At 41.2% G+C, this 21,647-nt stretch carries 22 protein-coding genes; 14 read left to right on the forward strand and 8 right to left on the reverse strand.

Annotation, left to right across the window (positions count from 1 at the left end):
- Nucleotides 1-91: 91 nt before the first annotated feature.
- Nucleotides 92-1,294, reverse strand: coding sequence for an ROK family protein (locus GKR71_RS14570; RefSeq protein ID WP_036950706.1), 1,203 nt, complete (start codon nucleotides 1,292-1,294; stop codon nucleotides 92-94).
- 202 nt (nucleotides 1,295-1,496) lie between these two features.
- Between GKR71_RS14570 and GKR71_RS14575 the strand changes: the two genes are divergently transcribed.
- Together GKR71_RS14575 and GKR71_RS14580 are read left to right on the forward strand one after the other, a co-directional pair.
- Nucleotides 1,497-2,315, forward strand: coding sequence for a purine-nucleoside phosphorylase (locus GKR71_RS14575; protein ID WP_154634483.1), 819 nt, complete (start codon nucleotides 1,497-1,499; stop codon nucleotides 2,313-2,315).
- Nucleotides 2,316-2,456: 141 nt separating this feature from the next.
- A complete protein-coding gene (locus GKR71_RS14580; protein WP_036950710.1) occupies nucleotides 2,457-3,713 on the forward strand; it encodes a nucleoside permease in 1,257 nt (418 codons plus the stop codon).
- Nucleotides 3,714-3,789: 76 nt separating this feature from the next.
- Here the strand turns inward: GKR71_RS14580 and GKR71_RS14585 are convergent, their stop codons facing one another.
- Nucleotides 3,790-4,653, reverse strand: coding sequence for a YicC/YloC family endoribonuclease (locus GKR71_RS14585; RefSeq protein WP_036950712.1), 864 nt, complete (start codon nucleotides 4,651-4,653; stop codon nucleotides 3,790-3,792).
- Between the two features lie 123 nt (nucleotides 4,654-4,776).
- On the opposite strand from GKR71_RS14585, the gene rph reads away from it, so the two are divergent.
- Nucleotides 4,777-5,490: a ribonuclease PH gene (gene rph / locus GKR71_RS14590; protein WP_154634484.1), complete on the forward strand. Its 714-nt coding sequence runs from the start codon at nucleotides 4,777-4,779 to the stop codon at nucleotides 5,488-5,490.
- 130 nt (nucleotides 5,491-5,620) lie between these two features.
- A complete protein-coding gene (gene pyrE / locus GKR71_RS14595) occupies nucleotides 5,621-6,262 on the forward strand; it encodes an orotate phosphoribosyltransferase (RefSeq protein WP_108479136.1) in 642 nt (213 codons plus the stop codon).
- A 54-nt stretch (nucleotides 6,263-6,316) separates the two neighbouring features.
- On the opposite strand, the gene slmA is transcribed toward pyrE, so the two are convergent.
- From slmA to coaBC, 3 genes are all read right to left on the reverse strand, one after another.
- A complete protein-coding gene (gene slmA / locus GKR71_RS14600; RefSeq protein ID WP_036950718.1) occupies nucleotides 6,317-6,913 on the reverse strand; it encodes a nucleoid occlusion factor SlmA in 597 nt (198 codons plus the stop codon).
- A 233-nt stretch (nucleotides 6,914-7,146) separates the two neighbouring features.
- Nucleotides 7,147-7,602, reverse strand: a complete 456-nt coding sequence (gene dut / locus GKR71_RS14605; protein WP_154599592.1) for a dUTP diphosphatase — start codon at nucleotides 7,600-7,602, stop codon at nucleotides 7,147-7,149.
- A complete protein-coding gene (gene coaBC, locus GKR71_RS14610) occupies nucleotides 7,574-8,830 on the reverse strand; it encodes a bifunctional phosphopantothenoylcysteine decarboxylase/phosphopantothenate--cysteine ligase CoaBC (protein ID WP_154634485.1) in 1,257 nt (418 codons plus the stop codon). The genes dut and coaBC overlap by 29 nt, the downstream gene beginning before the upstream one ends.
- A 182-nt stretch (nucleotides 8,831-9,012) precedes the next feature.
- Here coaBC and radC point away from each other — a divergent pair, with 182 nt between their 5' ends.
- From radC to GKR71_RS14650, 7 genes are all read left to right on the forward strand, one after another.
- Nucleotides 9,013-9,678: a RadC family protein gene (radC, locus tag GKR71_RS14615; RefSeq protein ID WP_036950916.1), complete on the forward strand. Its 666-nt coding sequence runs from the start codon at nucleotides 9,013-9,015 to the stop codon at nucleotides 9,676-9,678.
- Between the two features lie 252 nt (nucleotides 9,679-9,930).
- Nucleotides 9,931-10,167, forward strand: a complete 237-nt coding sequence (rpmB, locus tag GKR71_RS14625; RefSeq protein ID WP_004265123.1) for a 50S ribosomal protein L28 — start codon at nucleotides 9,931-9,933, stop codon at nucleotides 10,165-10,167.
- A gap of 11 nt (nucleotides 10,168-10,178) precedes the next feature.
- The gene (rpmG, locus tag GKR71_RS14630) at nucleotides 10,179-10,346 is read left to right on the forward strand and encodes a 50S ribosomal protein L33 (protein WP_004265124.1); all 168 of its coding nucleotides are present in this window, start codon (nucleotides 10,179-10,181) and stop codon (nucleotides 10,344-10,346) included.
- Between the two features lie 211 nt (nucleotides 10,347-10,557).
- Entirely contained in the window at nucleotides 10,558-11,622 is a 1,065-nt protein-coding gene (gene rfaQ / locus GKR71_RS14635) for a lipopolysaccharide core heptosyltransferase RfaQ (protein WP_230085094.1), read from the forward strand.
- A gap of 1 nt (nucleotide 11,623) precedes the next feature.
- A complete protein-coding gene (locus GKR71_RS14640; RefSeq protein WP_036950727.1) occupies nucleotides 11,624-12,748 on the forward strand; it encodes a glycosyltransferase family 4 protein in 1,125 nt (374 codons plus the stop codon).
- Nucleotides 12,741-13,538 carry a lipopolysaccharide core heptose(I) kinase RfaP gene (rfaP, locus tag GKR71_RS14645; RefSeq protein WP_154610066.1) on the forward strand — a complete coding sequence of 266 codons (798 nt, stop codon included), beginning with the start codon at nucleotides 12,741-12,743 and terminating at the stop codon, nucleotides 13,536-13,538. Before GKR71_RS14640 ends, rfaP begins: the two co-directional genes overlap by 8 nt.
- 69 nt (nucleotides 13,539-13,607) lie before the next feature.
- Entirely contained in the window at nucleotides 13,608-14,582 is a 975-nt protein-coding gene (locus GKR71_RS14650; protein WP_154634486.1) for a glycosyltransferase, read from the forward strand.
- A 48-nt stretch (nucleotides 14,583-14,630) separates the two neighbouring features.
- Here GKR71_RS14650 and GKR71_RS14655 read toward each other — a convergent pair whose 3' ends face one another.
- A complete protein-coding gene (locus GKR71_RS14655) occupies nucleotides 14,631-15,950 on the reverse strand; it encodes an O-antigen ligase family protein (protein ID WP_154610068.1) in 1,320 nt (439 codons plus the stop codon).
- Nucleotides 15,929-16,888 (reverse strand): glycosyltransferase, encoded by a 960-nt coding sequence (locus GKR71_RS14660; protein ID WP_154634487.1) that lies wholly within the window; start codon nucleotides 16,886-16,888, stop codon nucleotides 15,929-15,931. The genes GKR71_RS14655 and GKR71_RS14660 overlap by 22 nt, the downstream gene beginning before the upstream one ends.
- Before the next feature lie 223 nt (nucleotides 16,889-17,111).
- Here GKR71_RS14660 and mutM point away from each other — a divergent pair, with 223 nt between their 5' ends.
- Complete coding sequence (mutM, locus tag GKR71_RS14665) at nucleotides 17,112-17,921, forward strand: bifunctional DNA-formamidopyrimidine glycosylase/DNA-(apurinic or apyrimidinic site) lyase (protein WP_108479144.1); 810 nt, start codon at nucleotides 17,112-17,114, stop codon at nucleotides 17,919-17,921.
- Nucleotides 17,922-17,924: 3 nt separating this feature from the next.
- Here mutM and coaD read toward each other — a convergent pair whose 3' ends face one another.
- Nucleotides 17,925-18,410, reverse strand: a complete 486-nt coding sequence (coaD, locus tag GKR71_RS14670) for a pantetheine-phosphate adenylyltransferase (RefSeq protein WP_036950747.1) — start codon at nucleotides 18,408-18,410, stop codon at nucleotides 17,925-17,927.
- A gap of 214 nt (nucleotides 18,411-18,624) precedes the next feature.
- Here coaD and waaA point away from each other — a divergent pair, with 214 nt between their 5' ends.
- A complete protein-coding gene (gene waaA / locus GKR71_RS14675) occupies nucleotides 18,625-19,902 on the forward strand; it encodes a lipid IV(A) 3-deoxy-D-manno-octulosonic acid transferase (protein WP_036950750.1) in 1,278 nt (425 codons plus the stop codon).
- A 206-nt stretch (nucleotides 19,903-20,108) separates the two neighbouring features.
- The gene (locus GKR71_RS14680; protein WP_154634488.1) at nucleotides 20,109-21,572 is read left to right on the forward strand and encodes an ArnT family glycosyltransferase; all 1,464 of its coding nucleotides are present in this window, start codon (nucleotides 20,109-20,111) and stop codon (nucleotides 21,570-21,572) included.
- The last annotated feature ends 75 nt before the right edge of the window (nucleotides 21,573-21,647 follow it).

Here is a 21,647-nt window from a genome sequence, read left to right on the forward strand (position 1 = left end):
CTGTTTGGTAATGACTAAGATTAAAATAGTCAGCGGTGATTTATAATGAAAATGCCCCACAGGTTGGGGTATTTTTTATTTGTATCCGTCGTCATTCAGATAGATAGCTTTCCATCACCATCCCACCTGCACCTTGAGCGACGATTTCATAAGAATCATTAGCTGGGTAAATACGCGGTTTGATATGCGGGAAAATCGACAGTTTTTGCTCAATGGATTTTTTGGTCATCTCAAAGAAATGGTTTTTTGGCGTGAGTGTTCCGCCGCAAACCACCACATCCGCTTGAGTAATTAATACCGCGTTGGCAATCGCGATACCGTAGTAATAAGCAGCTTCTTCTAAGGCTTTAAGACACACCTCATCATTTTGGGCAAGCGCCTGAAAAATCGTGTGATAGTTAATTTCATCTTCAGATTTGACGAGTTGGTTAATGACCGAGGGTTTGCCAAGTCTTAAATGCTGAATCACGCGAGACTTAATGGCGTGCAATGAACTGTACTGTTTTAAACAGCCAAACGAGCCGCACTCACAACGCTGACCATTGATATCGATAGTCGTGTGTCCAAAAGCTTGAGCGGTGCTTATCGGCGTTGGGGCATATTGGTTATTGATAATGGTCGAGCTGCGAATGTCGGTGTCGCAAGTGGTGAGTAAGAACCGTTGGCTATCAGAGGCGTAGCGTAAACGGTACTCCGCAAAGGCCGCGAAGCTGATGCCACTTCCTAGCAGAACAAAGCAGGGAACACGCTGGGTAATGTATTGATATAGCGCCTGAATTCGTGCGCTGTAGTCAGAGTAAGGCACTTTATCGCGTTCTAAAATATGGTCGATGGCAATGCCGATACCCAGTATTTTTTGAGTATCTAACTGATGCTCAGCAAGTAGGTCATCGACGTTGTCCAATAGATGGTCGAGCATATTTTCGGCGGTTTCGAGGTGCTCATACTTGATTTTGACTTTGCCAAGAATGTCTAACTTCAGATTTTGCAGAACAATCGTAGAGTAGATATCACTCATCTCAATGCCAATTAAATAGCCATCAGCTGGATTGACGCTGTACAAAATGGGTTTGCGTCCTCCTGTTGATTCCCCAAGTTCTGAAGTGGAGAGTAATTGGCATTTGCTCAGTTCATCGAGGAGCCTAGCACAGGTCGCGGGTTTCATATTCGCGAGGGAGGTTAGCGCCTCCGCCCGGATTGGTCCGTGGTTAAGGATCAGTCGATACAGCGTTTTGAGTTTTTGCGTTTTGGAATTTTTGGATGTGCGAAATTCGTTCAATAAACGGTGTAACAATTGTTCCCCTCCTATTTTCGCTAGTGGAATATCCAGCTATAAAGCTAATCATTCAAGATTAACAGATTCACATGGCGAGTACTTTAACAGATATCATGTTTATCAACATTTTCTCAAAATGAGATTAAGATCGCTGTTAGATTTTCTAATTACGTTATTATCCCAATCATCTTCTTTATTTGATTTGATTGCGGAGCGCATTATGCACAACACCAAAGATATCTTAGAAAGCTTAAGTTTTATCCAATCTCGTACGGATATGAAGCCTACTGTTGGGATCATTTTAGGGTCTGGATTAGGCCCATTTGCTGATACGTTAGAAAATGCGGTGCATATTCCTTATAGCGAAGTACCCCATTTTGCGAAGTCTGAGGCAGTAGGTCACGCGAACGAGTTAGTGATCGGGACGATTGCAGGCAAAACTGTGGTGGCGATGAAAGGTCGTTTCCACTATTACGAAGGTTTTTCTCTGGATCAAGTGACGTTCCCTGTGCGTTTAATGAAAGCGCTGGGTGTGGAAAAATTGATCATTACCAACGCCTGCGGTGCGGTGAATACGGACTTTAACCCGGGCGACCTGATGGTTATCACTGATCATATTAACCTAACGGCGAATAACCCATTAATGGGGCCAAATAATCCAGAGCTGGGCGTACGTTTCCTTGATGTCAGCGAAGTGTACAACAAAGAGCTGCGCCAAACGATTTTGGATGTCGCGAAGGAGCAAGGTGTGTCTCTGCGCCAAGGCGTGTACGCATGGTGGACGGGTCCAACTTATGAAACGCCAGCCGAAATTCGTATGACCAGAACTCTCGGGGCTGATGCTGTGGGTATGTCGACAGTACCTGAAGCGCTGGTGGCTCACCATTCTCAGATTAAAACAGTCGGTATCTCCTGCCTGACCAACATGGCATGCGGCATTTTAGAACAGCCTTTAAGCCATGATGAAGTGATTGAAACGGCAGAAAAAGTGAAGGCAACCTTCTTAAAATTAGTGACGGGTGTGATTGAACGCTTCTAACTTTTTATCAAGTTAAGCTTTTTATCAAATTAAGCTTTTTATCAAATTAATAGAAAGACAGTGCGGGAGCGGTTTTCCTTTGGGGCGTTATCGCCGAGCTGAGAATGTTACCCGCCAAATTCACTCCAAACGGAGCCTAGTATGAATATTAAGTCTCGTTTAAAGGTCATGCTTTTTCTGCAATATTTTGTTTGGGGAAGTTGGCTGGTGACATTGGGTGCCTACATGATGAAAACCTTGGATTTTTCAGGGGCTGAAGTCGGTATGGTGTACAGCTCGAAAGGGATTGCCGCTATTTTGATGCCCGGATTAATCGGCATCATTGCGGATAAATATATCCCTGCAAACCGTCTGTATATGCTTTGCCATATTATTTGTGCCGGTTCGTTGTTTTACGCTGCGACGGTGGCGGATCCTTCAGTGATGTTCTGGGCAATGCTAATCAATGCAATGGCGTTTATGCCGACTATCGCCTTGTCGAACACCATTAGCTACTCATCGCTAAGTCAGTATCAGCTAGACTCTGTTGCCAATTTCCCGCCAATTCGTGTCTTTGGTACCGTAGGGTTTATTGCAGCGATGTGGAGTATTAGCTTACTGAAATTTGAGTTGAGCAGTATGCAGCTGTATGTGGCGGGAAGTTGCTCGTTGCTGCTCGCGATGTATTCCCTGACATTACCAAAAATGGCGGTAAATAAGCAGGCTATCACCACCAGTTGGATGAGCAAGCTTGGGTTAGATGCATTAGTCTTGTTCAAAAAGCCGATTATGGCGGTATTTTTCCTGTTTGCGATGCTACTGGGTGCGGTTCTGCAAATTACCAATACCTTTGGTAGCCCGTTCTTGCATGATTTTGCGCGTAATCCGCTGTATCAAGACAGTTTGATTGTTCAGTATCCGTCGATTTTGCTGTCAGTTTCCCAAATGGCGGAAGTGGCGTTTATTCTCGCTATCCCATTCTTTTTAAAGCGTTATGGTATTAAAACCGTCATGCTGCTCAGTATGTTGGCATGGACATTGCGATTCGGTTTCTTTGCCTTCGGTGACCCATCGACTATCGGTTTGATGTTCTTAATTATGTCGATGATTGTGTATGGCTGTGCGTTCGATTTCTTTAATATTTCCGGTTCTATTTTTATTGAGCAGGAAGTAGACCACCGTATGCGTGCTAGTGCTCAAGGATTGTTTATGACCATGGTGAATGGTGTGGGTGCCTATTTTGGGGCGATATTGAGCGGATTGGTCGTTGACTACTTTAGTGTGGATGGCGTGAAGGATTGGCAGTCAATCTGGCTGGTGTTCTCGTCCTACACCGTAATATTGGCCGTGATCTTCTACTTCTCTTTCCATTATAAGCACCAGCGTGAGAAACCGTTGGAAATGGCAAAAGCGGGTTAAGGTTGAGTTTGATTTAATAAAAAAGCCAGCAAATTCAGTGAATAAGCTGGCTTGAAGTTACTCTGAAAAGTGATTTTTATTCGATGTTCTGAATCTGTTCGCGCATTTGCTCAATCAGCACTTTGAGTTCAACAGCAGAGTTAGTCACTTCACTATTAATAGATTTAGAGGCAAGAGTATTTGATTCACGGTTAAATTCTTGCATCATGAAATCAAGACGACGACCGCTGGCTTCTTTTTTCTTCAGGATATTGCGCGTCTCTTTGACGTGAGCTTCTAGTCGGTCTAACTCTTCGGCGACATCAACACGCTGAGCCAGCAAAATAAGCTCTTGCTCTAAGCGGTTGTTATCCACTTGAATTTGAGCTTCGTCTAATTTGCTTTGCAGGCGGTCACGTTGCCATTGCAGGATTTCAGGCATATGTTGGCGAACTTTGGCAACTTCAACCAAAACACCATCCAGACGTTGCTCGATAAGGCTATGCAGCGCTGCACCTTCTGCTTCACGGCTTTGGATAAAGGCATCGATAGTTTCATCTAAGCCTGCCATTAGTTGTTCACTAATCGCGTCTAAATCTTGTTCACCCGCGGACATCACTCCTGGCCAACGTAAGATTTCTAACGGATTAATCTCACCTTCATGGCTGTAATTTTTTACCCAGTTCGCTGCGCTAATCAGCTGGCGAGCTAAATCTTCATTGAGCAGTAACTCACCACGGTGAGCACTATCTAAGTCAAAACGTAGGTTACATTCGACTTTACCACGTGTTAGACGGGAACGAAGGCGTTCACGGATAACTGGCTCTAAGCTGCGAAATTGCTCGGGTAAACGGATATAGGTTTCTAAATAACGCTGGTTTACGGAACGCAGCTCCCAAGCCGCATTCCCCCATTCACCCTTGATATCACGGCGGGCAAAAGCAGTCATACTACGGATCATAATTCGTTCCTATCATTCATTAAGATAACAGGATTATAGCGCTATGACGGATGACAGGATAGGCATTATCCGATTAACAACGTATAATACGTGCCAATTTGAGTTGATAACGGAGATAACACCATGCGCCCAGCAGGTAGATTAGCAGACCAGATGCGCCCAATAAAAATTACGCGCAATTATACAAAGCATGCGGAAGGCTCTGTTCTTATTGAGTTTGGCGACACTAAGGTGTTATGTAACGCGACTGTTGAAGAGGGTGTTCCTCGTTTCTTAAAAGGTCAGGGTCAAGGTTGGGTAACCGCAGAATATGGTATGTTACCTCGCGCAACAAACTCCCGTAACCAACGTGAAGCGGCAAAAGGGAAACAAACCGGTCGTACTATGGAAATTCAACGACTGATCGCACGTTCATTACGTGCGGCGGTTGACCTGAAAAAACTTGGCGAGCATACCATTACGTTGGACTGCGATGTTATCCAAGCGGATGGCGGTACACGTACTGCAGCGATCTCAGGCGCGTGTGTTGCATTGGTTGATGCACTGAACAACATGGTTGCTCAAGGCAAATTAGCGAAAAGCCCTCTGAAATCCATGGTTGCTGCGGTGTCTGTTGGTATCGTTAACCAAGAGGCGCTGTGTGACCTGGAGTGTGTTGAAGATTCTGCTGCAGAAACGGATATGAACGTCGTGATGATGGATGATGGCCGAATGATTGAGGTACAAGGTACCGCAGAAGGCGAACCGTTCAGTCATGAAGAGCTTTTAGCTCTTCTAGCATTAGCGAAAACGGGGCTAGACACCATTTTCGAAGCTCAGCGAGAAGCGCTGAAATAGATTTATTATTAAATAGGCGGCTGAAAAGTCGCCTTTTTTATGCCCGCAGTTTATGAATACAGCAGCAAATAAACCGCGAAAGTAGTTCCAATTAAAAAAGACCAATACTAATTAATGAGGAGAATGACCAATGAAAGCCTATCAGCGCGATTTTATTGAACTTGCCATGAAAAAACAGGTACTGAAATTTGGTGAGTTTACGCTGAAATCAGGTCGTAAGAGTCCCTATTTCTTTAATGCGGGGCTGTTTAATACAGGGCGTGACTTGGCTCTTGTCGGTCGTTTTTATGCACAAGCGTTAAAAGAAAGTGCCATTGAGTGTGATGTGATTTTTGGTCCAGCCTATAAAGGTATTCCGATTGCGACCACAACCGCAGTCGCATTGGCAGAACATCACAATATTGATATGCCATACTGCTTTAATCGTAAAGAAGCGAAAGACCATGGGGAAGGCGGTACATTAGTGGGTAGCCCACTGCAAGGACGTGTTGTGGTTGTCGATGATGTGATTACGGCAGGTACGGCAATTCGTGAGTCGATGGAAATCATCAAACAGCAAAAAGCAACGTTGAGTGGCGTGTTGCTGTGTTTAGACCGCCAAGAAAAAGGGAAAGGTGAAATTTCTGCGGTGCAGGAAGTGGAACGTGACTATGGATGTAAAGTGTATTCGATCATCACAATGAGCGATTTAATTACATATTTAGCGGAAAAAGAAGATATGCAACAGCATCTTGCTGCGATGAAAGCGTATCGTGAGCAGTATGGAATTTAATTGAAAAAAAGCCCTCGCCCAATAATGGGCGGGGTGAGTAGTATAAATAAGCGGTTATTGTAACTGAGCCAAAATTAAAGGCCAGCGAGCTTCGAACTCTACCGTTGGACGGTAACGAAACTCAGAACGTACGAAGCGGGACAGCATACCTTCACAGAAGGCTAATAGTTGAGAAGCTAATAGTGATTCGTCATGGATAAAGCCTTGTCCATCACGAATTTTTTTCTCTTTTAATACTTGTCGCAGCTGTGATTCGATACGTTCGAATAATTGGTTAATGCGCCCTTGCAGCCTATCTTGCTCGAACATTAGCGCATGACCCGTCATTATACGCGTTAATCCAGGGTTTTTCTCTGAGAAACCTAAAATTAGCGCTAAAACCAGTTTAATTCGGACAAGTGTATCTTTTTCGTCCGTTAAAATCAGGTTGATGCGGGAAACAAGTGAATCTTCAATAAATTCAATTAAGCTGTCGAACATCTTCATTTTGCTTGGAAAATGACGATATAGCGCAGCTTCTGAAACACCAACTGTTGCAGCGAGTTTTGCCGTTGTAATACGCTGGCTGCCATCGCTACTTTCTAACATTAACGCAAGAGCCTGCAAAATCTCATCACGTCTGTTACGTTTTTGTATTGTATTCTCTGCCATGTCTGATAAGACCCCTGCTAAAACAGCAAGACAAACTATCCAAAATTTCGCTCTGAGTAAAGTCACACTCAGAATAAAACAGGTTTAAAATATGTAGAGATTATAATCAAATCTAATCCATTCACGAGGTACAAAAATACCTTACTGATTGTTTTTATTCATAAATATAGACGCTTGTAGGGCGCCTATATTCGGTATTTCAACGTGAATAGGTTCGACTTATTGTCGGCCCATTATTGGCGGCCAGAATGGCCGAAACCACCTTCACCGCGTTCACTCGCGTCAAAGTCATCCACAATATTGAATTGTGCCTGAACAACAGGAACAAAGACCATTTGTGCCATACGCTCACCCGGTTCAACGGTGAATGCTTTGTCGCTACGGTTCCATACTGACACCATCAGTTGGCCTTGGTAGTCTGAGTCGATTAAACCAACCAAGTTACCCAGTACTACACCATGCTTATGACCTAAACCTGAACGTGGCAGAATTACTGCGGCAAGTTGCTCGTCTGCAATATGGATAGCTAGACCTGTTGGGATCAATTCAGTTTGACCCGGTGCTAAATCGATAGGTGCATCAATACATGCACGTAAATCTAAACCCGCAGAGCCAGTGGTTGCGTAAGTTGGCAGTGGAAACTCATTCCCAATACGTGCATCAAGAATTTTCAGATCGATCTTTTTCATAACGTTGGAGTATCTCGTCAAGTAAATGGTGGCTTAATTCAATTTTACTACTGTGTGGTAATCGAACATCACCGTGGGCATCAAATAGATGTAGTGCATTGTTATCACTATTAAAGCCATTATCCGCTAAGGAAACGTCATTCGCACAAATTAAATCAAGTTGCTTTTGTTGGCGCTTTTGTCGTGCATATTCTTCGACATTTTGGGTCTCTGCCGCGAAACCGACTACATAAGGGCGATTTTGCGTCAGTTTTCCTACACTTGCCACAATGTCAGGGTTTTGTACAAGGGTAATGGAAACTTCATTCCCTTGTTTCTTAATTTTATTCTCAGCGACGGTTTTAGCTCGGTAATCTGCAACCGCAGCACAGCCGATAAAAATATCTTGCTCAGTAATAGACTGGTGTACTTGTTCATACATCTCAAGGGCGCTCGTCACGTTAATGCGGTTTACACCATTCGGTGTTGCCAAATTAACAGGACCTGCGACGAGAGTGACGTTCGCTCCGCGTTCACTGGCAGCTTGCGCGATGGCAAAACCCATTTTCCCAGAACTATGATTACTGATAAAGCGTACAGGATCCAAATCTTCACGGGTTGGACCTGCCGTAACCATGATTGAAATCCCCTGTAGGTCTGAACGTGATTGCTGACCTAAACATGATTGAAAGTGCTTACCAGCCAATTTCACGATAGCTAATGGGTCAATCATACGCCCTGGCCCCACATCACCACATGCTTGGCTGCCTTCATCAGGACCCCAAATCATACACTGGCGTTGTTGCAGTCTGATTAAATTATCCTGTGTTGCTGCAGCGCGATACATTTGTTGATTCATTGCAGGCACGACGGCAATAGGCGCCGCAGATGCAAGACAAACGGTCGTAAGTAAATCATTCGCCATGCCAGCGCTTAATCGTGCGATTAAATCGGCAGTAGCTGGCGCTAAAATAATTATATCAGCCCATTTTGCCAATTCAATGTGACCCATTGCGGCCTCAGCGGCAGGGTCTAGCAAATCATCAGCGACCGGATAACCGGAAACGGCTTGCAAAGTAAGAGGTGTAATGAACGCTTTTGCCGCAGGTGTCATGACAACACGTACAGATGCCCCTTCATCACGCAGTCGGCGAGTGAGTTCAGGGATTTTATAAGCGGCTATTCCACCACTGATACCAAGAACAATTCGCTTACCTAATAATGAGTTAACTGAAGTTTGTTGAGTCATGGTCTCTGTCCGATTTGGTCAACATGGGGGGCATCTTACCATATCAATGAGCTTGGTGAGAGAGCCGATTTTGTATCCCGATGCTATTTTTGCGAAGCGCTACGCAAAGGCTAGTTTATATGATTGCCCTGTGTATGTTGGTTGACTACAAAGAGGGCAACGACGTGAAAGAGGATGAGTCGATGCACGAATACATGGAGCTTTTACCACGAGAAAAAATGTTGGCATATGGAGCTGCATCATTATCTGATGCAGAGTTATTAGCTATTTTCTTACGTACAGGAACACGAGGTGAACCCGTTTTACAGCTTGCTCAGCGTTTACTTCATGAGTTTGGTTCACTCTATCTATTAGTGCAAGCTGACTACGCAAAGCTGATTGAATGCAAAGGCTTGGGGGCTTGTAAATTAAGTCAGTTGCAAGCCGCTAGCGAACTCGCAAGGCGTTGTTTTTCTGCGCAAGTGCTTTGTGATGACATCATGGATAACCCCAATACATTGAAATCGAGGTTGCTTGAATTGTTTTCAGGGCAGGAGCGAGAGGTTTTCATGGTGCTATTTTTGAATAACCAGCATCAGGTGATTTGCCAGGAAGAGATGTTTAAAGGCACTATCAATCGCGTTGAAGTGCATCCAAGAGAAATTATCCGGTTTGCCATGAAAATGAATGCCAGAGCGATAGTGCTTGCTCATAATCACCCATCAGGAAACCCTGAGCCAAGCATGGCAGATAAGTACGTTACTGAGAAAATTCAGAGTGCTTGTGACATGATGGGGATTAAATTACTTGATCATTTTGTGGTTGGACACAAATCTTGCACCTCATTTGCCGAGCGCGGATGGCTGTAAAATTATTTTTTGACTAAAAAATGACAACTTTTGCTGTGTTGGGCTTGAGTGAAAACGATTGAAAGCGTATACTACGCCACCTTTAAGGATCTCGGGTTTGACGAGAAGAGCCTATCTCAGTAAATTTTTTTGCTAAGATAAAGATATTTTGTTGATCACTTAAAAGTTTGCTGAGATGGGCTCCTAAGCCTGACGAGGCAGTCAAGCCCAGAACAAAAAAGCTCGAGCTGATTAGATTTTTGGAGAATAGACATGTCACGAGTCTGCCAAGTTACCGGCAAGCGTCCAATGAGCGGTAACAACCGTTCACACGCATTAAACGCGACCAAACGTCGTTTTTTGCCAAACCTGCACTCTCACCGTTTCTGGGTTGAGTCTGAGAAACGTTTCGTAACACTGCGTGTATCTGCTAAAGGTATGCGTGTTATCGATAAAAAGGGTATTGATGCTGTTCTTGCTGAACTGCGTACCCGCGGTGAGAAGTACTAAGGAGCTAAAAAATGGCTAAAGGTATTCGCGAGAAAATCAAGCTGGTTTCTTCTGAAGGTACAGGTCACTTCTATACCACTACGAAGAACAAGCGCACAATGCCAGAAAAACTGGAACTGAAAAAATTCGATCCAGTTGTTCGTAAGCATGTGATCTACAAAGAAGCAAAAATCAAATAATTTTGCTTTCTGCGTACGAAGAACCCAGCTTAGGCTGGGTTTTTTTATGTCAAAAATTAGCCATAAAGTGGCTATCCATAGGGATATTGATTAAAAACTATAACCATTAATCTGAACGTAGTAACATGTTCAGTATTCATGGAATTAATAACGCATTTTATTGTCAAATATCCATATCAATTTATCTACTAGACCTGATTAAGAGCTCCTGGTGAAAAAACAGTATAAAAAAATTCTTGTAATCAAGATGCGGTTTCATGGTGACATGCTACTGACGACGCCTGTTATCAGCTCATTGAAGCAAAATTATCCTGATGCTCAGATTGATGTTTTGCTTTATCAGGACATCATTCCCATTTTGTCGGAAAACCAAGAGATCCATACACTATATGGCATGAAAGGTAAGAAAAGTGGTGGTTTGAGTAAAGCCTGCAACTTTTTAAGTCTACTGTTTAAATTACGTCGTAATCAGTATGATTTAGTGGTTAACCTTGCCGACCAATGGATGGTTTCGTTACTCGTTCGCGCGATTCCCGCAGAAACTAAGATTTCACACGATTTCGGTCATCGTGATTCGAAATTTTGGCGAAATAGCTTTACGCATCTCACTCCTCCTGAAGGAGAGCATGTTGTTTTAAATAATCTTTCTGTATTAAAACCGTTAGGGATCCAAGAATTCAAAACAGACCTAACCATGTCTTATGCGGAAGATGATTGGAAAAAAATTGATCAAAGACTGTTAGACCTTGGCGTTCACAGTAGCTATGTCGTGATCCAGCCTACTGCCCGACAAATTTTTAAATGTTGGGATAATGAAAAATTCTCAGCCGTCATTGATGCGTTGCAGTCTCGTGGCTATCAAGTGGTATTAACATCGGGCCCAAGCAAAGAAGACTTAGCGTGTGTGAATGAAATTGCGGAGAATTGCCAAACCAAGCCAACGACTGAGCTTGCAGGAAAAACATCTTTCCCTGAATTAGGCGCATTAATTGCGCATGCTGCCCTTTTTATTGGTGTCGATTCTGCACCGATGCATATTGCTGCCGCGGTTAAAACTCCCATCGTTTGCTTATTTGGTGCCACTAACCATATTTTCTGGCGTCCATGGAGCGATAATGTGGTGAAATTCTGGGCGGGGGACTATGAAAATATGCCACCTAGAGATGAGCTAGACCGCAATAAAAAATATCTCTCCGTGATCCCTGCGAGTGATGTGATTGAAGCAACAGAGCAAATGCTGCCGATGAATATGCGCTCCATGATGGGAAGGTACTAAGATGGTGTTGGCATTTTGTCTGTATAAATATTTTCCATTTGGAGGGTTACAACGCGACTTTTTACGTATCGCGATGGCTTGCCAAGCTCGTGGACATCAGATTCGTGTTTATACCCAGTCATGGGAAGGTGAACGCCCAGAACATTTTGAAATTATTATTGTTCCTACTAGTTCAGGCACTAACCATGGACGAAATGCCCAATATTGTGAATGGGTAATGGCACATCTGAAGCAACATCCTGTAGATAGAATTGTTGGCTTTAATAAAATGCCTGAGCTGGATGTATATTTTGCTGCGGATGTTTGTTATGCGCAAAAAGTGGCTGAAGAAAAAGGCTTTTTCTATAAGCTGACTCCACGCTATAAACATTATGCTGCTTTTGAAAAAGCGGTCTTCCAAAAAGGAAAGGCAACGCAGCTCATGATGCTCACTCCTCATCAAATTACCCATTTTGAAAAGCACTATGGAACGGAAAGTGACCGTTTTCACATGCTGCCTCCGGGTATAGCCGTTGATCGAAAATATGACCAACAGATTGTGGATGCTAAGCGTATTTATCGGGAAAAGAATCAAATTCCAGAGTCTGCATTTTTACTGCTTCAAGTTGGGTCTGATTTTAAACGCAAGGGAGTTGATAGAACTCTTAAGGCGATGGCAGCACTGCCTGAAAACATCAGAAATAACACACTTTTGATGGTGGTAGGGCAAGATAAACCCGGTAAATATCAACGATTAGCGGAAACGTTGGGAATTACTAAACAAGTTTCATTTTTTAGCGGACGCAATGACATTGCGGAGCTAATGGCTGCTGCGGATATTTTGATGCATCCGGCTTATCAAGAAGCGGCTGGGATTGTCCTGCTTGAAGCGATTGTTGCTGGATTGCCAATTATAGTCACTGAAGTGTGTGGTTATGCGTCGTTTATCGACAAAGCACAATGTGGCGTGGTGGTTAATGAGCCGTTTGAACAGGCAGTTTTAAATCAGGCGCTATGCGATAGTCTGCAAGATACACAAAAACGAACTCAGTGGGTAAACAATGCTAAATACTATGCGGATACAGAAGATCTGTATAGTTTACCGGAAAAAGCGGCCGATATTATTTTAGGATGCTCTAATGGTTGAGTTAAAAGCACCTTTTAACGAATTATGGAAAGATAAAGACCCATTTGTTGAAACAGATAAACTGGATGGCGAAGTCTTTCGTGCATTGGAAACGCGCAGAACATTGCGTTTCCAGCTTGATGATAAAAGCTATTTTATTAAGATTCATTATGGCACGACGCTAAAAGAGGTTTTGAAGAATTTATTTTCATTCCGTTTACCTGTTTTAGGTGCAGATCGTGAATGGAATGCAATTCATCGATTAACTGAAGCTGGCGTTGATACCATGAACGGGCGTGCTTTTGGGCAAAGAGGGTGGAACCCACTTCGACGTCATTCATTTATTATTACTGAAGACCTCACTCCAACAGTGAGTTTAGAAGATTACTGCGCTAATTGGGCAACTCAACCGCCTAAATTCAGAACTAAGCAAATGTTGATCCAGCGAGTTGCCGAGATGGTACGTAAGATGCATCGCATCGGCATTAATCACCGCGACTGTTATATTTGCCATTTCTTACTGCATCTACCGTTCACAGAAAATCTACACGATTTAAAAATTTCAGTTATCGATTTGCATCGCGCACAGCTACGGTCGTCAGTTCCTACCCGTTGGCGAAATAAGGATTTAATTGGTTTATACTTTTCGTCACTAGAAATCGGCTTAACTCAACGAGATATTTTCCGGTTTATGAAGGTTTATTTTGAAATGCCGCTGCGTGAGATTTTGAAGAAAGAGCAACGATTAATACAAATCTCTGAGCAAAGAGCAGAAAAAATTCGCCAAAGAAGTTTAAAATATCGTTTATAAAAGATACTCAATATTAGCATCATAGACAGTTATTCAAACATTGTGATTGATTAGGTAAAAGGTAACGACATGATAAACAATGATATGATTAAATCATTGATAAAAATAAACGATAATCAAAACAGTGAAGATAGTTATTTTCACATTGGCTATGGTGTTGATGAGAAGTTTTTATACGGTGTCGGTACGTCAATTGCATCGGTTCTTCTCAATAATCAAGAAACAAATTTCCATTTTCACCTTTTTGTCGATAATTTGCCTGATGAAAAACTATTCCGTGGATTAGTCGAAAATACTCCACATAAGTTAACTATTTACTTTATTGATAACGAAAAATTTAAGCAGCTGCCGCTTCCATCTAAAGCGTGGAGCCATGCAATCTATTTTAGATTGCTCATTATTTCATATCTTTCGGATACCATTGATAACTTGTTATATCTTGATGCTGACATCATTTGTAAAGGTAATATGGCAGAGTTAAAGACTTTACAATTTGGTGAAAATACCTTTGTTTATGCAGTGAAAGATAAATTCTGTAGTGAAAAACAGCGTTTATCGATCGATATGAGCAAGTATTTTAATTCAGGTTTTTTATATATGTCTCTCAAGTATCTGGCTGAGAGCGATATTCCAAATAAAGTTATTGAGTTAGTTGAAAAAAATGATTTCTCACATCCGGACCAAGATGCATTAAACGTTTTACTCAACGATAAGTTAGTCAATATTAGTGAAAACTATAATTATATGTTTTCTCTTGATTGGTATATTACGAGTAAAGGGCATCTGACTAAGATCCCTGATAGTGTGGTTTTTATTCATTTTGTGGGGCTAACCAAGCCTTTCCATGAGTGGGCAAATTTCTATGAAGAATACGATTATTTAGAGCGTGCCCGCAAGAATTCACCTTGGAAAGATATACCTTTATTAAAGCCAGAAGGCTATAAACAGTTATCTCGTAAGAAATCTCATCTAAGAAAAAATGGTAAATATCTTCAGTTTATTATGACGACAATTCAATACTTAATGAAAAAAGCGTCCCATTAGTTAGGTATTGTATTAAAAAGGCCATCAATGTAGATGGCCTTTTTCGTATCATTTTTTCACTAAAACGTTATTTATCAAGATCGCGGTGAGTATGTTGTACAAAATAAAGATATCTAAGAAGATAAATTCAAATAGGCAATAGACCAAAAAGTAGCCAATTGATGAAACGAATATACCGACATTAAGGATGTCTTTCTTTTGTTTAAAACTGTGTAAAAGATCTTTCATATTGAAAATAAAAGCTACGCAGAATAGAAATAATCCAATATAACCAATGCTGTATGCAATATTCAGGAAGAAAGGTTCATCATTATTGTGAGTCATCATTTTTTTCTTTTCTGAATAGCCTGATGCACTTTTGATAGGTTTTACATTATGGTCATTCAAGTAATTATTATAAGCTACTCCGCCATATCCAATTCCATGTAAGTTATTTTCTATACTATTCATGATAAGTGGATAACGTACATCAATAATTTGATCTCTGCTTGAGGTGATATTATTCGCACTAATAGTTTGGTTAACTTTATTCTTTACTTGGGGGATGAAGGAATAAGAAGCATAAAGTGTGGCAGATAACAGTAGTGAGCAAATCAGGCTGTAATAACAAAATTTCTTTAGACTAGGTGATAATAGTAGCAATATCAGTGCAGATTCAACGGCGATAGCCAATGCTCCACCGCGGCTGCCAGTATAAAGAACAAAAGTAAACCCTATAATCGAGAGTAAAAATAAAATTATTTTGAAAGAAATGTTCTTCGATATAAAAAAACCAGTTAACACAAATGGAAAAATGAGAGTAGCGTAATGAGCAAACCCATACCTAAGCTGAAGATACATCGGCATATCGCTACCTTTTATAATTTTTAAAACAGGCGTAATAAAAAGAATAAATACTAAGGTGGAAATTAGAGCATATGTAATGATTTTCTGGGATTTACTCTGTTCACTTTGAAATACAATCAAAAATAAAGTTATAACAATAACATAACGCCAATCATCAAATATAGCTTTGAGAGCATCAGTAGTAAAGCCGGAATATGTAAAGAAGGTTGCGCAAAATAAGCACCAAGCTAAAAAAAGGAATAAAAATTTTCGACCGCTAATGAGTCGACGCAGCCCACTAAGTATGTTGGTTTTTTTTGTTGCGGCGGTATAGACAACAAATAAAAAAAGCAGCGCAGCGGAAATATTTAGAATACCTTGTGTATCGTTAGTAAACATCCCAATTATCATTACAAAAAGTAAGAAAAAGGGAGCTTGTTCGCGAAGTTTTTGGGCTATTTTCACAAAGTTACCTGTTGTTTTAAAGTTGTTTATTTCAAGTGATTGTGTTTTATTGAAAGTCAAGATTTGTTCTTTTTCCATAAGGAAAAATAAATCTCTAGAAAATAAATTTGAAGCCGTTCTTTATAGGATAAATATTTTTTAAATAACGCTATAGATTGCTTTATTTGAAAGGCTTCAGATTTCGATAGCTTTTCTCCAGTATTCTTGGATATTGACTTTTTCAGTAAGTGAAATGCTTCAGATTGTGATTTTGCCAACATTTTTGCTACTAGAGGGCCTTTAATAAGAGCAATAAATGACAAGGTAGCCATAACATAAATAAGACTGTTAATATCACTTCGTCTAAAGGTTTGCGTGATACTAGTTTCATTTACTCGATAATGAATTAACGTTTTATTGATGCTATAGATATTTTTACTTTCTAAATAAAGAAAGGGAGTAGTTGCCATATCTTCATACAAAATACCGACAGGATAATGAATACCTACCTCTTTAAATAGAGTACTTCGATATACCCTTGACCATGCAAACCACTTTTTATTATTAAAAACAGGCTTCAAATCATGATAGGTCGTTATTTTCACGGCGCCAGAAAAGCTACTCGTTTTTATTTTATTTTTTATATCTGGATGTGAATCCTCAAATTTTAGTGTGTCAAATTCAATGAGGTCATAATCTGATGAAGATATTATTGGCCTTATTTCATGATAAAATTGACTGTTTAGAAAATCATCAGCATCTAAGAAGGCAATATACTCTCCTGAACTTAGGGATATCCCATGATTTCTTGCTTTTGATAGCCCCCCATTGTCTCTTTTTACATACAGTATATTTAGATGAGTATATTGGTTGATTTTATTAAAAATAACCTGCTCGCTACTATCTGTTGAACCATCATTGATGATGACCAATTCGACTTCATTATCCATAAATGAAATAACTGAAGATAAACATTCATCAATATATTTTTCGCTATTATAACATGGAACGATAACAGATAACTTAATGTTTTTCATCGAAAAATGCCAATATGTAATTATTAACTGTTACGAGGATGAGCGTCATTCATATAGTGGCGTCAAGATAGCCAAATAGAATATTTATTCGGTCACCCTTGTTAGTAAGTTTATCAATCTGTGCTCTTTGATTAATAGGGCTTATGGTATAACAATGGTTATCCATGTTATAGGGGTAATATGTGATTATTAACCAAGTTTTTTGCCAAATTGAGAAAAAATAATGCCAGAACTTCCCGAAGTTGAAACCAGTCGCCGAGGTATTGAACCACATTTAGTCGGCAATACAATTAGTTATGCCGTTGTGCGTAATGAACGGTTACGTTGGCCGGTAAGTGAACAAATCATGCGTTTATCTGATGAAACCGTGATTAGTGTTCAACGACGGGCAAAATACCTACTGATTGAACTGCGCAAAGGTTGGATTATTGTCCATTTAGGAATGTCTGGCAGTGTGCGAATTCTAACGGAAGAGATAACCGAAGGGAAACATGACCATGTAGACCTTATCTTGGGTGACGGTAAAGTACTGCGCTACACTGACCCTCGACGCTTTGGTGCATGGCTTTGGTGCGATGATTTAGCGTCTAGCTCCGTTCTCGCCCATTTAGGTCCTGAGCCTCTCTCCGATGAATTCAATCCTAAATATCTCTTTGATTTAGCAGCTAAACGTAAGGTTGCGGTCAAACCTTGGTTGATGGACAACAAAATCGTTGTTGGGGTAGGGAATATCTACGCTAATGAAGCGCTTTTTGCATCAAGAATCTCCCCAGAAAAGCTGACTAACACACTGACACTCAATGAAATTACCGAACTGGTTACGCAGATTAAAAAAGTGCTGCAACGTTCAATAGAGCAAGGTGGAACCACTCTCAAAGACTTTTTACAGTCAGACGGAAAACCGGGTTACTTTGCTCAAGAGTTATTTGTGTATGGAAAAAAAGGTGAGCCTTGCTCTTTATGCGGAACCCAGATTGAGAGCATCAAACAAGGACAGAGGACAACCTTTTATTGCCCTCAATGTCAGAAGTAATTGCTAGATTTTGTTGAGTTTTTTCAACATAGCCTCAGCAACTATAGGCGGTAAAAACGACGAAATATCTCCATCATGAAGCGCGACATCCTTAATTAATGAGGATGAAACGAAAGATAAGCTTTGTGATGGAAGTAAAAATACTGTTTCTAGCTCAGGAACAAAATGGCGGTTCATATTAGCCAGTTGCCATTCATATTCAAAATCTGCCACTGAACGTACGCCACGAATTAAAATATTCGCATTATTTTTCTGTGCAAAATTCGCCATTAACTCAGAAAAGCCAACCACTTCGACATTCCCTAAGTGAGCTGTAACTTGCTTCGCGAGCTCAACACGCTCTTCCAGATTAAACATAGGGCTTTTGCGTTGACTATTTGCGATAGCGAGCAAAACATGGTCAAACATCGCGGCAGCACGGGTGACGATATCGACGTGTCCAGAGGTAATCGGGTCAAAGGTTCCCGGATAAATAGCTTTATGGGTCATGATATTGCTATCTCTTTGTTTATTATTGCTTATCCTAATATATCGATAGGAATAAGTGACGGTGAAATCCACATTAACGGCAATTGCGTTCTCTTGCAACAATCACTGGTAAGCATCCATTTATTTTAAGTCTCATTTTAGGCACAGATTCTACACACTTTCAGTAATGGTTTATGGTAAGATACCGCCAATTTTGGTAAGTGAATCAGATCGAATGTTATTGCGTGTATATCAGGTACTTCTTTATCTCATCCAGCCATTGATTTGGATACGCTTATTATTGCGTAGCCGTAAAGCCCCTGCGTATCGCAAACGCTGGGGGGAACGCTATGGTTTTTGTGGTGGCAAAGTTGTTCCTAAAGGTATTTTATTACACTCAGTTTCTGTGGGGGAAACCCTTGCGGCAGTACCGTTAGTGCGTGCACTTCGCCATCACTATCCATCACTCCCTATCACTGTGACAACAATGACGCCAACCGGGTCAGAGCGTGTTCAGTCGGCATTTGGTGACGATATTAGTCACGTTTATCTCCCTTATGATTTACCAGGCTCAATGAGCCGTTTCCTTAATCAAGTTGATCCTAAACTGGTGATTATTATGGAAACAGAACTCTGGCCAAATATGATCAACCAATTGCATAAGCGTAATATTCCATTAGTTATCGCGAATGCTCGGTTATCTGAACGCTCTGCTGCGGGTTATCAAAAGCTTGGTAGCTTTGTGAAGCGTATGCTGCAAAATGTCACGATGGTGGCAGCTCAGCATCAAGAAGATGGTGAACGTTTTATTCAATTAGGGTTAAGACGTAAGCAGTTAGAAGTGACGGGAAGCTTAAAATTTGATATTTCCGTTACCCCTGAATTGGCTGTTAAAGCGATTACCTTACGCAGGCAGTGGGCCGCACATCGCCCTGTATGGATTGCGACAAGCACCCATGAAGGTGAAGAAGCCATTGTTTTACAAACTCACCAACAGTTGTTGAAAAAATTTCCCAATTTATTACTCATTTTAGTTCCAAGGCATCCAGAACGTTTCGTAAAAGCGGAAGAGTTGACGCAAAAAGCAGGGCTAAGCTTCATTCGTCGTAGTAGTGGCGTTATCCCATCTCTAGAAACCCAAGTGGTTATTGGCGATACGATGGGGGAATTGATGTTGCTGTACGGAATTGCAGATATTGCTTTCGTTGGCGGGAGCTTAGTTGAAACGGGCGGTCATAATCCACTTGAAGCAGCTGCGCATGCATTACCTGTTTTGATGGGACCACATACCTTTAATTTTAAAGATATTTGCGCGAAATTAACCCAAGCAGATGGGTTGATCACTGTGACGGACAGCGAATCACTGGCTCAAGCCGTCACGAGCCTGCTATCCGATGAAGATTATCGACTGTATTATGGTCGACATGCCGCAGAAGTATTACATGAAAACCAAGGTGCATTGCAGCGTTTACTTAAATTGTTGCAGCCTTATTTACCTCCTAGAGAACAGTAATATTCAGCAAAATATTGATAACTTGAATATTACTATAATGAGTAATAACAATTTCTCTCATTTCTGATTATTTTGTTTAAACTATAGTAAACTACCCAGTCACGTTTTTGCATACTCAGCCGAGCGAGAGGTAGCACTCTACAAGCTTGACGTAAAATAATGCGTATTTCCCTTTAACTTTATTGATAAATTTCGCTGAAAAAAGAATGCCGACAACCAATCAACCAACTTCAAATAAGTATGTGTATCTTTGGATCATTGGCTATGCCATTGCCTGGATCCTTGCGAGTTTCTTTTTTGACCCGACCGTTCCTTACGATACGGTCGAAGCCGTTAACTGGGGAATGAATGGTGAGTGGGGCTCCCCAAAAAATCCGTGGTTTGTCGGTACGATGATGTGGCCTGCCATCCATTTGGGAATTTCTTATAGTTTCTATTGGTATTTAAGCCATTTTATCGGTATTGGATTTGGGTTACTTGGGGTATGGAAACTTGCCTATCGGTTAACAGGGCGCCGTGACCTTGCATGGTTTGCGATGCTGATGATGAATTTATCAGGCGTCATTAATTTCGATATTATTCCTTATAATGATAACTATATTTTAGTGACATTCTGGCCTTGGGTGATTTACTTATTTCTGCGTGCCGTCGAAGATAACCCACTGTGGTGGCTACCTTTTGCTTTAGTGACTGGTCTGGCAACAATGGGGAAATACTCCACGCTTGCTTTAGTCGGCTCCGTTTTCTTACTCACCCTTTTTGTGAAACAAGCGCGCCAAAGCTATCGCCATCCGGTGTTTTATTTAGCGATAGCACTGTGGTTTTCGATGATCTTGCCAAACTTCTTCTGGTTGATGGCGAGTGATTTTTCAGCCTTTAAATGGGTAGATTCGCAAATTGACCCCGGTTTTAACTTACATACCACGGAAGCTGCGTTAAGTGTGTTTTACCCGCTGATTATCGCAGCAATTATCTTATATTGCTGTGGCGGAAAAATCGGTTGGCCGAAAGCCTTATCGAACCGCATGGCAAACTTCATTATTTTATTTCCATTAGCCGTGATTTACGGTTGGTTCTCGTTCCATGATGGTGGGCGAATTACTGAGTGGTTACAGCCATTTATGATGGCCTGTGCGCCTTTATTTGTTGGCTCAATCACTGTAATGCCGAAAAAATCACTGAAAAAACCGTTGATTGGTTTGGCAGTGGTTGGCGTCTTAATGGTATCGGGCTATCTCATTGTTCAAGCTGGGAATATTCGAGGAGCAGGTCAGAAGTTTATTGGCGTGAAAACCTTAATTGCTGAAGGTGAACAGCGCTGGTATCAACGTTACGGAACGCCAGTCAAATATGTTGGCGGTGAGGATAACCTACATCAATGGTTTATTATCTATGCCCAAGATAGACCGCATGTTATCCAGCCTTGGACGCTAGAAAATCATATGCCGCCGAATGTGTACAATCGTGATATCACCGAAGCAGAAATTCGTGAGTATGGTGCTATTTTATTAGGGCGCAAATATGATGATTGTGCCCACGAAGATTTCGCTAAAGTGCGTAAATTCTGGCCACAATTTACGATCGAAAAAGAAGATGTAATTTATCGCTCTGAACCGGATGCTGAGCCGAAAACCATGTGTTTTGGGTTTATTGCCCCAGAGAAAAAATAAATCTTTTATACAGTGAAAAAATAATTAAGCGGTCAAATGACCGCTTAATTATTATGGGAGATAGGCTTTAGATAA

The organism is Providencia sp. wls1922 (genome assembly GCF_009706505.1).
Lineage (GTDB): Bacteria > Pseudomonadota > Gammaproteobacteria > Enterobacterales > Enterobacteriaceae > Providencia > Providencia lanzhouensis.